Below are 13,642 nucleotides of genomic sequence, written 5' to 3' on the forward strand. Positions count from 1 at the left end.
CAGGCGGGAGTAAGGATATATATTAGCAAATTGTTAAATATTCGGTTGAGTATGCGTAAAGGGGAGTTCGCGATGAACTTCAAGAACCTGATCAAGCGTGCTGAAGACGTGGATAACGCACTCCAGGAGTTGCAGGACGATCTGGCGGACGCCCTGGATGCCAGCCTCGACAGCGAATACCAGACGCCAACGGGCGACGATGTCCCCGAAGCCGCGTCAGCCGCCGACGCCTCGCCACCCCAGGCAGACGCGGCGCCTGCGGATGCGGACCTTGCGTGTGGGACGGGCAGCGCCGACACCGCCGAAACCACGCCACGACTGACACCCCATACCCAGACCCGGCTGGCGGCGTTGAATGCCTTCGAGGGGATGTTCCACGACGCCAGGGACTATCTGGATGAGATCAACGGCAAATTGTCGGAAATCTCGACCTCGCATCATCTGACGCGCGAATTCCTCAACATCCTCCATACCGACATTCTTCGCGCCAACGAGCTGGAGCTCGCAAATGCCGGCCTGATCGCGGAGCAGAGAACGCTGTCGGAAAAACTGCACGACACGGCGGCGAAGCTGCGCGAGCGGGACGGCGCGTGCGAATTGCTGCAGCAGCGCGAGACAAGCCTGGTCCAGGACCGCGAGACGCTTCGCACAACGCTTGCTGCGGTAAGGCTCGAACTCGCGGAGGCGGCCAATGCCAGCGCCAAGCGCGACGCGGAATTCGGCGATATCGCCAACCGGCTGACGGCCAGGACGGTCGAGGCCAACCGGCGCTTGCGCGAGAGCAAGATGCTGCGGGAAAAGCATGTCACCCTGTCGGCCGAGCTCGACAAGGTGCTGAAGCGGGAGACCCAGGCGCGCCACAGGCTGGACGAGCTTTCGACAATCCACGCCAGCGAAGCGGCGCGGCTCGCCGAACTGCTGGCCGCGCTCGCAAAGAGCGAGAAAGAGGAGATGCGGCTGCAGAAGTCGCTCGAGGCCACACAGGCGAAGCTGGCGGAAAAGACCGAATCGGCCAGCATGATGGAAGGCGACTGGGAAGCCGAACGGGCTCGCGGCCAGACGGAAGTGCGCGGGTTGCGTTCCGAGATACAAGACCTGGAATCGCGGCTGGAGCGGGCCTCGAACGAGAACAGCGCGGCCGCCGCCGAGATCGCCAGGCTCAAGACCGAGCTGGACGACACAGTGGCCGAAAAGAAGATCGCCGAGGAAAGATTGTCCGCGCTCGCCAATGAGAACGAAACCGACAAGCTGAACCTCTCGAAAGCCAACGCCAATCTTTCGCAACTCGCGCTGCAACAGGCATCCGAGGACATACAACGGGATGTCCAGCGGCAGGAATGCGAGGACCTGCGGGCCGAAATCGCATCGCTCAATGCCCGGATCAAGGAGTTGCTGCCCTACGAGCGGCTCCACAAGGCCACCAACGCCAGATCGCGCGAGGGCGAGGTGGTCGAGATCGCCGCCGTGGTGGCCGAGAAAGCCCGTGCAGCGGGCAGGCGGTCCATCCGCAGGAATCTGCGCGCCACGTCCTAGCGCGCTTCGCATGCGGGGGTTGCGGCCCCATTGCTTGGCGGCATCCCGCTTTGGGCCGCCTTCCACCATGCGGCACCGGGCAATTACACCGCCGCGAACACCACGGTCTGCGCCAACCCGCCACCCTGGCGGTTCTCCAGCGTCACGGTGCCGCCGTAGCGCTCGATGATTTCCTTGGCGATGGCGAGACCGAGGCCGGCGCCGGGAATGAATTGCTGGCGGCCGGGGTCGACGCGGAAGAAGGGCTCGAAGGCCTTGTTGATGAGGTCGGGCGGAATGCCCGGGCCGACATCCGATATGGAGAGCACGGCGCGCCTTTCGGAGAGGTCGAGCGCGACCGTGCAGGCCTTGCCGTGGGTGGCGGCATTGACGATCAGGTTGCGCAGCGCGCGGCGCAGGCCGAGCGCGCCGGCGCGCACCGAAACCTTGTCGAGATGGCCGATGGCGACCGAATGGCCGAGCGTGGCCAACTCGGCCGATATGTCGCGCACCATCTTTTCCAGGTCCAGCGGCTCGACGGCATCCTGGTTGACCTCTTCGCGCACCAGGCGGATGGCGCTGTCGGCGATGCGGTCGAGCTCGTCGAGGTCGTGCAGCCACTTGTCGCGGTCCTCGTCGAGGAATTCGGCGCGCAGCCGCATGCGCGTCATCGGCGTGCGCAGGTCATGGCCGGCGGCGGCCACCAGCCGCATGCGGCTCTCCATGGCGGTTTTCAGCCGCGACGAGAGCTGGTTCAGGGCGTGCGCCGTCGCCTTGACCTCGGCCGAGCCCACCTCCGGCACCGGCGCCAGCACGCCGTCCGAACCGATCTTGGAGACGGTAGCCTCCAGCATTTCGAGCGGTCGGATCAGCACCGCGGTGAAATAGACCGAGACGGCGGTGGCGCCGGCCACGATCAGCGAGATCCAGCCGGCGAGCACCAGCCATTCGCGCCTGGGCGGATCGATATGGGCAATTTCCAGGATCGCCCAACGGCTGTCTGGCAGGCGCATCGAGGCGCGCTGGCCGGGTTCATCCGGTTTGTCGCTGACGACGGCCAGGGCGTCGAAGCCGCGACGGCGCAGCAGATCATTGAGCATCGCCGTCTCCTGCCGGTCCACCTTGCCGTCGGCCGGCCGGTCGCTGAATTGTACCCGCAGCACGTCGGGTATGGGCCCGGGCAGCAGCCGCACCACGAGCTCCATCTGCTGGGCAACCCAGGGCACGACGAGTTCCGGCGGCGGTCCGCCGCCGCGCACGCTGATGACGGCGGCGGTCGCCAGGCCGACGACGCCGACGATAGAGGCGACCAGCAGCAGGATGAGGCGCCGGCGCAGCGAGTTCACGCCTGCGCCTCCACCGTCTCGACGCGCGCGGTGAACTGGTAGCCGCCATTGCGCACGGTCTTGAACAGCGGGCCGTCGCCGGTGTCGGTGAACTTGCGGCGCAGCCGGCTCATCAGCACGTCGACCGAGCGTTCGAGCGGGTCGCGCTCGCGGCCTTGCGTGAGATCAAGCAGCTGGTCGCGCGACAGCAGCCGGCCGGGGCGGTCGAGGAACACCTGCAACAGGTCGAATTCGGCGCCGGTGAGGTCGACGGCCGCGCCTTGCGCATCCGTCACCTTGCGGGTGTCGGGCTTCAGCCTGTAGCTGGGGAAGCGGTAGGCGCGGGGCGGCGGCGCGGGTGCCACTTCCTCCGGCGTCGAGCGCCTCAGCACGGCGCGGATGCGGGCGGTGAGCTCGCGCGGGTTGAACGGCTTGCCGAGATAGTCGTCGGCGCCGAGCTCCAGCCCGATGATGCGGTCGACATCCTCCTTCAGCGCCGGCCCGCTATCCCTTAGTCAGCCTGACGGGAAACATCAGCACGGCGGCTCTCAATCTCGGCGACCTCGGCAAGAATTCGTCGATCGGCTGGTCCTTTGGGCCGGCGCTCAGCGTGCCGCTGTTCAACGCCGGCCAGTTGCAGGCGGCCGCCGACGTTGCCCGCGCGCAGCGCGACCAGTATTTCATCGCCTACCGGTCTTCGGTGCTGACCGCGCTCGAGGATGTCGAGAATGCGCTCGTTGCGCTGGCGCAGGAGCGCATCCGCATCGGCAAGCTCGCCGCGTCGGCGAAATCCTATGGCGATGCGGCGCGGCTGGAAGGCACGCTCTACAAGGCGGGCGAGACCAGTCTTCTCGACGTGCTCGACGCGCAGCGCTCGCTCTACTCGGCCGAGGATTCGCTACTGCAGAGCCGCGTCCTTTTGGCGACCAACTACATCGCCCTCAACAAGGCGCTCGGCGGCGGCTGGGACGGCGCGGTCGATACCGCCAAGCCCGAGATCGTCGACGTCAAGACCGGGCCGCGGCTGGCGAAGGTGGCGGCGCGGTGAACAAAACGTGTAATCCGAACTATTGGTTGTCCGTTTATAGTGTCGTCGAGGCCATGAGATGTCAGCCATCTACGATCTTGCGTCAGGCGTGGTCCGGCGTGTCTATGAAAGGCGCATAGACGCGCCGGCTATCCTTGATGCCGCCACCGATTTTCCGAACGCGGCGAAATTCATCGCCGCCTGGCGTGGCATACGCGACGAAGCGCTCGCGGTGCGGCTGGGCGGGGCGCCGCGCTTCCACGACATCATGGTGGAGCAGGCCGAGATCTCGGCCAATGACGGCCTCGACTGGCGCATGTTCGTGCTCAAGGCCTACGACATCGGGGTTCTCGAGAACCTGGCGCGGATGCCGGTTCTGAGCCAGTTGCTCGCCGAGTGCCCCGAAGTCAAATCGGCGGCCATCTCGTTCCTGGCGCCACGCAAACACATTCCTAGTCATGGCGGACCGTTTCGCGGCATCATGCGCTTTCATCTCGGCCTAGTCATTCCGCGGCAGGCCGATGGCCGCCCCGCGACCATCATGATGATCAATCATCAGGAGAAGCGGATCACGGATGGCGAAGGCATGCTATGGGACGACACCTTCCCGCACGAAGTGATGAACAACGCCGACGAGGCGCGCATTGCGCTGCTGCTCGACGTCTGGCGTCCGAGAATGCCGCTGGACATGGAAATCCTGTCCCGGCTCATCGTGCGGGGCGTGCAGGCGGGGATGCGCCACAGGGGCGTGTCCTTCTCCGGCTGAACCCGGCGGCGCGGCTGCTCTATCCATGGCCAGGAGAAGCGACAGCGATGTCGATCCGGTGACGGTGATCAGGGAAGGCGGGCCATTCTGTTGCCTTGGCGAGTTGCCGGGCGGGCGACTTATCGGCAGCAAGGCTATGCCGAGGCGGAAGGCCCGCAACAGGCCTTGGCTTTTCTCTCTTCCTCGAGCCAACGGTCGCGCGGCTTGCAGCTTGCCGGCCGCGGCGAAAGGTCGACATGCACCGCGCCGTCAACCAGCCGGGGAAGGGCGGCCCGATAAAGCGCGATCGGGCGCGCGCCGTCGCTGACCTCGAAGGTCAGCCGGGCGGAAGGGTCGAGATCGACATGCTCCGTCACCTTGCGGATGATCGCCGAGAATTTTCCGGCCGGCATATGCGTGCGGTCCTCGTCGATGTCCCAGAGCTGCACGAAGATCTCGGCCCAGGATTCGGGATTGGCGCCGCAGTCCAGCGCGGCGAATGTGCCGGCCTTCACCTCGGTGACATGGTAGCCGGGTTTCACCGGCCGGCCATCATGGAAAAACACCAGCTGCCTGTCCTTGTGGCCGGCCAGAAAGTCCAGCAAGCCAGCGATGGTGATGTCATCGGGATCACCGGCGATGGCGGGAGTGGGTTCAATTTCCCGATTGTCAGAGGCGAGCATGTGCGGTAGTCCTTGTTTCAACATTTATAGGATTGTTGAAATATGGATGAACGTCAAGCCCTGTCCGCCTTCGCGGCCCTTTCGCAAGAGACGCGTCTGCGCGTCCTGCGGCATCTGGTGATCGCGGGTCCGAATGGTATTGCCGCGGGCGCCATCGCCGAGAAGGTCGAGGTCTCGGCGTCGAATGTGAGCTTCCACCTGAAGGAGCTTGAACGGGCAGGGCTGGTAAGCGTGCGCCGTGATTCCCGGTCCATGGTCTACAGCGCCGAGTATGAAGCGCTGAGCGGACTGATCCGCTTCCTGATGGAGGATTGCTGCTCCGGAAAGCCGGAAATCTGCGCGCCAGCGCTGGCGCCGGGCTGCTGCGCGGCCGATGAGAAAGAGGCGGTCCAATGAGTGCCGCTCGCCAGTTCGACCTGCCGCGCCGTCTGGTCGCGGAAAGCCTTGGCACGGCGCTGCTGGTGGCCACCGTCGTCGGTTCAGGAATCATCGCGCGGTCGCTGACGACCGACGGCGCACTGGCACTTCTCTGCAACGCGCTGCCAACCGGTGCGAGCCTGGTCGTGCTGATCACAATCCTCGGCCCGATATCCGGTGCCCATTTCAATCCGGCCGTGTCGCTCGCCCTGACGTTTTTGCGCCGGCTGTCGGCCGGCGACTGCGCCTTGTATATGCTGACCCAGCTTGCCGGCGGCATTGCCGGCACGGCGATCGCGCATCTGATGTTCGGCCTGGCGCCGCTGGCGCTGTCGACGCATGGCCGCACCGGCGCCGCGCAATGGCTTTCGGAGGGCGCCGCTACCTTCGGCCTGCTCGCCGTCATCCTGGCCGGCCTGCGCTTCGAACGCGCGGCCGTGCCCTGGCTGGTCGGCCTCTATATCACTGCCGCCTACTGGTTCACCGCATCGACTTCCTTCGCCAATCCCGCGGTCGCGGTGGCGAGGGCATTCACGGACACGTATTCCGGAATCAGCCCGGCAAGTCTTCCCGGCTTCATCGCCGCCGAGTTCGCCGGCGCCGGCTTCGCGCTGGCGTTGATGACGTGGCTGCTGCAGCCGCAATCCGAAATCCAACCTCTTGCCGTCGAGGCCGCGCCATGACCGTCACCATCTACCACAATCCCGACTGCGGCACCTCGCGCAACACGCTTGCCATGATCAGGGCGAGCGGCGAGGAGCCGGTGGTCATCGAATATCTGAAACAACCACTCAGCCGGGACCGCCTGCGCCAGCTTATCGCCGCCATGGGAATTACGGTGCGCGCCTTGCTGCGCGAAAAGGGCACGCCCTATGCCGAGCTTGGCTTGGCTGATCCCAAATGGAGCGACGAGCAGCTGCTCGATGCCATGCTGAGGCATCCGATCGTGATCAACCGGCCGATCGTCGAGACGCCAAAGGGGACGCGGCTGTGCCGACCGTCCGAGCTTGTGCTCGACCTGCTTGACCATCCGGCGACCCACTTCACCAAGGAAGATGGCGAGGTGGTAACCGGTGACCGTGGCATCAAGTAACCAGGGCCTTTCCGACCTCGATGCCTCGGAACGCGCGCCGATAGCCGCAATTGCCGCCCTTGGGGTCACCCAGATCATCGGCTACGGCACGCTCTATTACAGCTTCAGCATCCTCGCAGCCGACATGGCCAGGGATTTGGGGTGGCCAACCGAATGAATTTTTGGTGCGCTTTCGGCCGCCTTGCTGATCGGCGGCCTGACCGCGCCCTGGCTGGGGCGCTGGATCGACGGCTTCGGCGCCGGAAAAATCATGACCGCCGGCTCGTTGCTGGCAGCCGTGGCGCTCGCCGCCTGTGCAGGCGCTCCCAACGCCGTGGCCTTCGTGGCGGCGCTGATCGTCCTCGAAGTGGCATCGAACCTGGTGCAGTACGGCGCCGCCTTCGCGCTGCTGGTGCAGATCAGGCCGCATGCCGCGCAACGCAGCATTACCTATCTCACCCTCATCGCCGGCTTCGCATCGACCGTGTTCTGGCCGATCACGTCGGCCTTGCACGCACATATGCGGTGGCAGAGCGTCTATCTTGTCTTCGCCGGGCTGAACCTGCTTGTCTGCCTTCCGCTGCACGCCTGGCTCTCGCATGGGCTTGCCAAGGGCAGGCGTTCGGCAACCGCGCCGCCACGGCATATCAAGGGATCGCTTCCCGCCTCGGCGCGGCCGCTCGGCCTTGCGCTGATGGTCATTGCCTTCTCGCTGCAGAACCTGATCGCCGCCGCCGTGCTGGTGCACATGGTGCCGCTGCTTTCCGGGCTTGGCCTCGGCGCGACCGCCGCCATCGTGGGAACGCTGTTCGGGCCGTCGCAAGTCTTGAGCCGTTTCATCAACATGGTCTTCGGCGGCAAGCTGTCGCCCTTGATGCTCGCCATTATCTCGGCCAGCCTGATGACAATCGGTGTGGTCGTGCTGGATAGCACCGCGCCTTCCATCGCCGGCGCGATGGCGTTCGCCGTCATCTTCGGCATGGGCAACGGGCTTTTTAGCATTGTCACCGGCTCGCTGCCGCTCACATTGTTCGGCAGCGAGGGCTACGGCCGGCTGCAGGGCCGGGTGATGTCGGCCCGGCTGATCGTCGCCGCCATCGCGCCCTTTGCCCTGGCACTCGCCATCGTGCATATCGGCATTGCCTGGTCGCTCGCGGCGATGGCGCTTCTGGGCGGTGCCGCGCTGCTGGTGCTGGCGGCGATCCCGAGAAAGACCGAGGCGCGCGGTGACCGGGTGTGATGTCCGACGCGTTGCCCGCCGGTTTATGCCATCTGGCCGTGCCCCCATCGAGGCATCCGCGCTGTCTCACGACAGGCGGGCCGGTTTGCCCTATCTCCCATGCCGTCGGCCTTCGCGCCTGCCGGCATGGAGGATGAACCAAAGTGACATCAATGCCGGTTGCCAGCCGCGAGGCAGCACCCTTGCCGGTCGCGGCGCTGATGGGTGCCATGGTGTCGATCCAGATCGGCGCCACCTTCGCCAAGACGCTGTTCCCGGTGATCGGCGCGCAAGGCACGACGACGCTGAGACTGGTCATCGGCGCGCTGATGCTGATCGCCGTGCTGCGGCCCTGGCAGATGCGGCCCTCGCGCGCCACTCTGCCGTGGCTTGTCGCCTATGGCGTGACGCTCTGCGCGCTCAACCTTCTGTTCTATGCAGCGCTCGCCAGGATCCCGCTCGGCGTCGCCGTGGCGCTGGAGTTTTCCGGTCCGCTGCTGGTGGCGACGCTGACCTCGCGGCGTGCCAGCGACTTTGCCTGGATCGCGCTGGCGGTCGCCGGCATCGTGCTGCTGTCGCCCTTCATCCACTCGCTGCAGCCGCTTGATCCGGTAGGCGTGATGCTGGCGCTGGCCGCCGGCGGTTTCTGGGCGCTCTATATCGTGCTGGCGCAGAAGGCGGGCGCCGAGCTCGGCACCCGCACCACCGCCTATGGCATGGCCATCGCCGCCGTGCTGGTGCTGCCCTTCGGCATAGCCGAGGCGGGAAGCGGCCTGCTCGCGCCGTCGATCCTGGTCAGCGCGCTGCTCGTCGGCCTGTTCTCCAGCGCGCTGCCGTTCTTCCTGGAGATGGTGGCGCTGACCCGCATGCCGGCCCGCATCTACGGCACGCTGACCTGCCTGGAACCGGGGCTCGGCGCGCTGGCCGGGTTTCTGTTCCTGCGGGAAAGCCTGACCATGGCGCAACTGGCCGGCATCGCCGCCGTGATCGTGGCCGCCGCCGGCACGGCGCTGACCTCGAAGCCGCCGGTGCCTTCACCGGAGTAGGGGGGCCGTCTCTTCGGCCGTCGCCGATCCGCGACGTCGGCTCCCTCATGGACTTCGCAAAAATACAACCCATATTGAGTCCATGGAGCTTTGAGCGTGACCTTCGCGCGGGTGGCCCTTCTTGCCGCGGCCTTCGTCGTCGCGGCTGTTCTTTGTCCCTTCCCCTCAGCCGGGAGCGAAAGGGTGGCGTTGAGCGTCGCCATTGACGGCGCCATCGGGCCGGCAAGCAGCAGGCAGCTCAAGGAAGCGCTCGATGCCGCGGCCAGGCGGGACGCGGCAGTCCTCATCCTGCAGCTCGACACGCCGGGCGGGCTGGTCACTTCGATGCGCGAGATGATCGCCGATATCTTGGCGTCGCCGGTGCCTGTCATCGGCTATGTCGCGCCGGCCGGCGGCCATGCGGCGAGCGCCGGCACCTATATCCTCTACGCCACCCATGTCGCTGCCATGGCGCCCGGCACCAATCTGGGTGCGGCGACGCCGGTGGAGATTGGCGGCTTGCCGTCGCTTCCGGGCGACGAGAAGGGCAATCAGAAAGGCCAGGGCGACCAGAAGGAAGCCGGCGGCCGGCCGGCCGGTGACGCGATGATGGCCAAGGTGACCAATGACGCCGTCGCCCTGATCCGCTCGCTGGGGGAACTGCGCGGCCGCAACGGCGACTGGGGCGAGAAGGCCGTGCGCGAAGCGGCGAGCCTGTCGGCCAATGCGGCATTGCAGGAGCATGTGATCGATTTCGTCGCCCGCGATACCACCGAGCTCTTGCTGCTGGCCGATGGGCGCACCGTCGATGTGGCCGGCAAGAAAGTGGTGCTGGCGACGAAGGGACTGCCGGTCGAGACGCTGGAGCCGGGCTGGTTCATCCAGCTGCTTTCCGTCATCACCGATCCGAACACCGCCGTCATCCTGATGCTGGTCGGCGTCTATGGCATCGTCTTCGAGTTCACCAGCCCGGGGGCCGTGGCGCCCGGCGTTATCGGCACCATCTGTCTCCTGCTCGGCCTCTATGCGCTCGATCTCCTGCCGATCAACTATACCGGGCTTGCCCTGATGCTGCTCGGCGTCGTTTTCCTCATCATCGAGGCTTTCAATCCCACCGTCGTGCTCGGGTTCGGCGGCGTGGCCGCCTTTCTGTTCGGTGCCGCCATGCTGCTGCGGGTCGAGGGGCCGGGCTTTGCCTTGTCATGGGCGATCATCGGTCCCGCCGGCGCGCTGACCCTTGGATTGGCGCTGCTGAGCGGCACCTATCTCTGGGCGGCGCGCCGGAATCCTCCGCGCGTCGGCGGCGAAGCGATGCGCGGCCAGCCGGCCGAGATCCTCGACTGGCAGGGCGGCGAGGGCCATGTGCTGGCCTTGGGCGAGCGCTGGCGGGCGAAGGCCGATGAACCCGTCGCGGCCGGCGACAGCGTCGAGGTGACCGACATCAGCGATCTCGTGCTGACCGTGCGGCGGCGCGACGCGGGAAGGAATGGAGCAAGGCAATGAACATCGGTTATGTGGCCTACCTGCTGCTTGCGGTTCTTGTGGTTATCTTCCTGTCCGCAGCCATCCGCATCCTGCGGGAATATCAGCGCGGCGTGGTCTTCACGCTCGGCCGCTTCACCGGGGTCAAGGGGCCTGGCCTCATCCTCCTCGTTCCCTTCGTCCAGCAGATGGTGAAGGTCGACCTGCGCGTGGTGGTTCAGGACGTGCCGCCGCAGGACGTGATTTCGCGCGACAACGTCTCGGTGAAGGTCAACGCCGTGCTCTATTTCCGCATCGTCGACGCCGAGCGGGCGGTCATTCAGGTCGAGGACTATATGGCCGCCACCAACCAGCTGGCGCAGACCACGCTGCGATCGGTGCTCGGCAAGCACGAGCTCGACGAGATGCTGGCCGAGCGCGACAGGCTCAACAGCGACATCCAGGAAATCCTCGACCAGCGCACCGATGCGTGGGGCATCAAGGTGTCCAATGTCGAGATCAAGCATGTCGACCTCAACGAGAACATGGTCCGCGCCATCGCCAAGCAGGCCGAGGCCGAGCGGCTGCGGCGCGCCAAGGTGATCAATGCCGAAGGCGAACAGCAGGCGGCGGCGAAACTGGTCGAGGCGGGCCGCATGCTGGCTGCCGAGCCGCAGGCCATGCAGCTGCGCTATTTCGAGGCCTTGCACGACATAGCCGGCGAGCGCTCGTCCACCGTCGTGTTCCCTCTGCCGGTGGATTTGCTCAGCCAGTTCCTGAAGCACGGGAAGAGCGCGTAATCTCCCCCTCGAGGGGGAGATGTCGCCGAAGGCGACAGAGGGGGTCCGTACGTCCTGACGCGACCTCTTATCGCCGGCGGAGGGCCGGCGCTCCACGCGAGAGGACCCCCTCTGGCCTGCCGGCCATCTCCCCCTCAAGGGGGGAGCCAGCACCCTTCACCGCCGCCACGGCGGCTCCGGCGCGAAGCGCTTGCCGATCCAGTCGGCGAAGGCGCGGGTCTTGGCGGCTTTTCCCTTGGCCGAGGGCGTGACGACATAGACAGCACCTTCGTCCGCCAGCGTCCACTCCTCCAGCACGGGCACCAGCCGTCCGTCGGCGAGTTCGCGGCCGACCAGCCAGTCGGTGCTCATCATCAGGCCAACGCCTTGCACTGCGGCCTGGACCAGCACCTCGGCATCGTCGGTGACCAACGGCCCCGAAACCTCGACGCGCGCGCGCCGGCCCTCGCGGTCGGTCATCTCCCAGGCCGGAAAGGTCTGGAAGCCCGAGAAGCCCAGGCAGGAATGGTCGAGCAGCGCTTGCGGTGTGTCCGGCCGGCCCCTGCGGGCGAGATAGGAGGGAGCGGCGCAGAGCAGCCGGCGCCGCGTCGCCACCTTGCGCGCCACCAGGCGCGAATCCTCCAGCGCGCCGAGCCGCACGGCGACATCGAAATTCTCGGCGACCAGATCGGCGAAGCGATTGGAGAATTCGGCCTCGATGCGGACATCGGGAAATTCGGCAAGGAATTGAGGCAGCAGCGGCCCGATCCACATGCGTCCGAACGTGCCGGGCAGCGCCAGCCTGAGCACGCCGCGCGGGCCGCCCCCGGCATGCGCGGACGCGACGGCCTCGGCCTCGTCGACGGATGCGAGGATGGCGCGCACACGCACCAGGAATTCAGCGCCCGCTTCGGTCAGCGACACGCTGCGCGTCGTGCGCGAGAGCAGCCTCACCCCCAGCCGCGTCTCCAGCGATTGAAGGCGCCGCGACAGGATGGTCGCGTCGCGCCCGATTCGCGCCGCCGCCCTGGTGAAGGAGCGCGCCTCGGCGATGGCCGCGAAGGCCGCCATCTCGGCAAGGGCCGCGGGTTCGTAAGATTGCTGCACTATTCACAGTTCTCAATTGCAGAAAACGAGGATTATCCAGAGATAACGCAGCAAATAGGCTCACTCAATCCATTAATCGTTCCACCGGAGTGAAACCATGAGAGCCATCGAACTCAGCCAGCCCAGGCTGGACGCCTTCCGCGCCGCCACCGTTGCAACCCCCGAACCGCAGCGCGGCGAGGTGCTGATCCGCCAGCGTGCGGCGAGCCTCAATTTCGTCGATGTGGCGGTGGCGAGCGGCAACTATCCCGGACCGAGCTTCCCGCTCATCCCCGTCGCCGACGGCGCCGGCGAGATCGTCGCGCTGGGCGAGGGCGTTACGAGGCTCGCCATCGGCGATCGCGTCGTCGCGCATGCCAAGCCGCGCTGGATCGGGGGGCGCCGCGGCCTTACGAGATGACGCACATGCGCGGTGTTTCGCTGCCCGGGTCGCTGGCGGAATATGTCGCGCTGCCGGCCAATTCGCTGGTGCCGGTCCCGGCGCATCTCTCCTTCGAGGCGGCGTCGACGCTGCCGATCGCCGGCACCACCGCCTGGAACGCCATTCGCGCCGCCAATGTCGGTCCGGGCTCGGTCGTCGTGCTGCTTGGCACTGGCGGCGTCTCGATCTTCACCCTGCAGCTGGCGAAAGCCGCCGGCGCCACCGTCATCATCACCTCGTCGTCGGACGAAAAGCTGGAGCGGGCAAAGGCGCTCGGCGCCGATCATCTCATCAACTATCGCGCGACATCAGACTGGGACGGCAAGGTGCTGGAACTGACCGACGGCCTTGGCGCCGATCTTGTCGTCGAGACCGGCGGCACCGCCACCTTCGCCCGCGCCGTCAACGCCACCGCGCCCGGTGGCACGCTGTTCACCATCGGCTTCGTCACCGGTGCCGAAGCCACGATCAACCTGCTGCCGATCATCATCAAGGCGTTGAAGGTGGTCGGCAACAACACCGGATCGGTGTCCGATCTTTTCGACGCCGCCCGGGCCATCGGCGCGGCCCGGATCGAGCCGGTGGTCGACAAGGTGTTTTCACCCGATCAAGCGACCGAAGCCTACACCCACATGGCTGCCGGCGGCCTGCATTTCGGCAAGCTGGCGTTCGCATTGGAATGGTAGGGAAAGTGATCTTCCCCTCGAGGGGGAGATGGCCGGCAGGCCAGAGGGGGTCGGTTCGACTGGGCGCGACTTTCTTGCGACGATCGGAGGTTAGCGCTTCACGCGAGACGACCCCCTCTGTCGCCTTCGGCGACATCTCCCCCTCAAGGGGGAGATTACGCGC

The 13,642-nt window shown here is 66.3% G+C and carries 13 protein-coding genes and 3 pseudogenes; 12 read left to right on the plus strand and 4 right to left on the minus strand.

Going from position 1 to position 13,642, the window contains the following annotated elements:
- Positions 1-72: 72 nt before the first annotated feature.
- Positions 73-1,533, plus strand: coding sequence for a hypothetical protein (locus tag EJ077_RS09790; protein ID WP_208701546.1), 1,461 nt, complete (start codon positions 73-75; stop codon positions 1,531-1,533).
- 83 nt (positions 1,534-1,616) lie between these two features.
- Here EJ077_RS09790 and EJ077_RS09795 read toward each other — a convergent pair whose 3' ends face one another.
- Entirely contained in the window at positions 1,617-2,858 is a 1,242-nt protein-coding gene (locus tag EJ077_RS09795) for an ATP-binding protein (protein WP_208701548.1), read from the minus strand.
- Positions 2,855-3,334: pseudogene (locus EJ077_RS09800) on the minus strand (winged helix-turn-helix domain-containing protein); the annotation flags it as partial. The pseudogene EJ077_RS09800 and the gene EJ077_RS09795, both read right to left, overlap by 4 nt.
- 2 nt (positions 3,335-3,336) lie before the next feature.
- Here EJ077_RS09800 and EJ077_RS09805 point away from each other — a divergent pair.
- Positions 3,337-3,885, plus strand: a pseudogene (locus EJ077_RS09805) (TolC family protein); the annotation flags it as partial.
- A 58-nt stretch (positions 3,886-3,943) separates the two neighbouring features.
- On the plus strand, positions 3,944-4,630 hold the full coding sequence (locus EJ077_RS09810; RefSeq protein ID WP_208701550.1) for an aspartyl/asparaginyl beta-hydroxylase domain-containing protein: 687 nt from the start codon (positions 3,944-3,946) through the stop codon (positions 4,628-4,630).
- 134 nt (positions 4,631-4,764) lie between these two features.
- Here EJ077_RS09810 and EJ077_RS09815 read toward each other — a convergent pair whose 3' ends face one another.
- The gene (locus tag EJ077_RS09815) at positions 4,765-5,292 is read right to left on the minus strand and encodes a DUF6428 family protein (protein ID WP_208701552.1); all 528 of its coding nucleotides are present in this window, start codon (positions 5,290-5,292) and stop codon (positions 4,765-4,767) included.
- Positions 5,293-5,334: 42 nt separating this feature from the next.
- On the opposite strand from EJ077_RS09815, the gene EJ077_RS09820 reads away from it, so the two are divergent.
- The 7 genes and pseudogenes from EJ077_RS09820 to EJ077_RS09850 all read left to right on the plus strand — a co-directional run bounded on the left by EJ077_RS09820 (position 5,335) and on the right by EJ077_RS09850 (position 11,286).
- Entirely contained in the window at positions 5,335-5,688 is a 354-nt protein-coding gene (locus EJ077_RS09820) for an ArsR/SmtB family transcription factor (RefSeq protein WP_208701554.1), read from the plus strand.
- Positions 5,685-6,392: an aquaporin gene (locus EJ077_RS09825; protein ID WP_208701556.1), complete on the plus strand. Its 708-nt coding sequence runs from the start codon at positions 5,685-5,687 to the stop codon at positions 6,390-6,392. Before EJ077_RS09820 ends, EJ077_RS09825 begins: the two co-directional genes overlap by 4 nt.
- Positions 6,389-6,802 carry an arsenate reductase (glutaredoxin) gene (arsC, locus tag EJ077_RS09830; protein ID WP_208701558.1) on the plus strand — a complete coding sequence of 138 codons (414 nt, stop codon included), beginning with the start codon at positions 6,389-6,391 and terminating at the stop codon, positions 6,800-6,802. Before EJ077_RS09825 ends, arsC begins: the two co-directional genes overlap by 4 nt.
- Positions 6,789-8,021 (plus strand): annotated as a pseudogene (gene arsK, locus EJ077_RS09835) (arsenite efflux MFS transporter ArsK). The gene arsC and the pseudogene arsK overlap by 14 nt, the downstream one beginning before the upstream one ends.
- Positions 8,022-8,164: 143 nt before the next feature.
- Positions 8,165-9,046 carry an EamA family transporter gene (locus EJ077_RS09840; RefSeq protein WP_210212162.1) on the plus strand — a complete coding sequence of 294 codons (882 nt, stop codon included), beginning with the start codon at positions 8,165-8,167 and terminating at the stop codon, positions 9,044-9,046.
- Positions 9,047-9,142: 96 nt separating this feature from the next.
- Positions 9,143-10,528: an NfeD family protein gene (locus EJ077_RS09845; protein WP_208701560.1), complete on the plus strand. Its 1,386-nt coding sequence runs from the start codon at positions 9,143-9,145 to the stop codon at positions 10,526-10,528.
- Positions 10,525-11,286, plus strand: a complete 762-nt coding sequence (locus tag EJ077_RS09850) for a slipin family protein (RefSeq protein WP_208701562.1) — start codon at positions 10,525-10,527, stop codon at positions 11,284-11,286. Before EJ077_RS09845 ends, EJ077_RS09850 begins: the two co-directional genes overlap by 4 nt.
- Before the next feature lie 156 nt (positions 11,287-11,442).
- Here EJ077_RS09850 and EJ077_RS09855 read toward each other — a convergent pair whose 3' ends face one another.
- Complete coding sequence (locus tag EJ077_RS09855; protein WP_208701563.1) at positions 11,443-12,372, minus strand: LysR family transcriptional regulator; 930 nt, start codon at positions 12,370-12,372, stop codon at positions 11,443-11,445.
- 97 nt (positions 12,373-12,469) lie between these two features.
- Between EJ077_RS09855 and EJ077_RS32000 the strand changes: the two genes are divergently transcribed.
- Together EJ077_RS32000 and EJ077_RS09860 are read left to right on the plus strand one after the other, a co-directional pair.
- Complete coding sequence (locus EJ077_RS32000; RefSeq protein ID WP_245458699.1) at positions 12,470-12,772, plus strand: alcohol dehydrogenase catalytic domain-containing protein; 303 nt, start codon at positions 12,470-12,472, stop codon at positions 12,770-12,772.
- A 5-nt stretch (positions 12,773-12,777) separates the two neighbouring features.
- Positions 12,778-13,479, plus strand: coding sequence for a zinc-dependent alcohol dehydrogenase family protein (locus EJ077_RS09860; protein ID WP_245458700.1), 702 nt, complete (start codon positions 12,778-12,780; stop codon positions 13,477-13,479).
- The last annotated feature ends 163 nt before the right edge of the window (positions 13,480-13,642 follow it).

The organism is Mesorhizobium sp. M8A.F.Ca.ET.057.01.1.1, from assembly GCF_003952565.1.
In the GTDB taxonomy this organism is placed as follows: Bacteria; Pseudomonadota; Alphaproteobacteria; order Rhizobiales; family Rhizobiaceae; genus Mesorhizobium.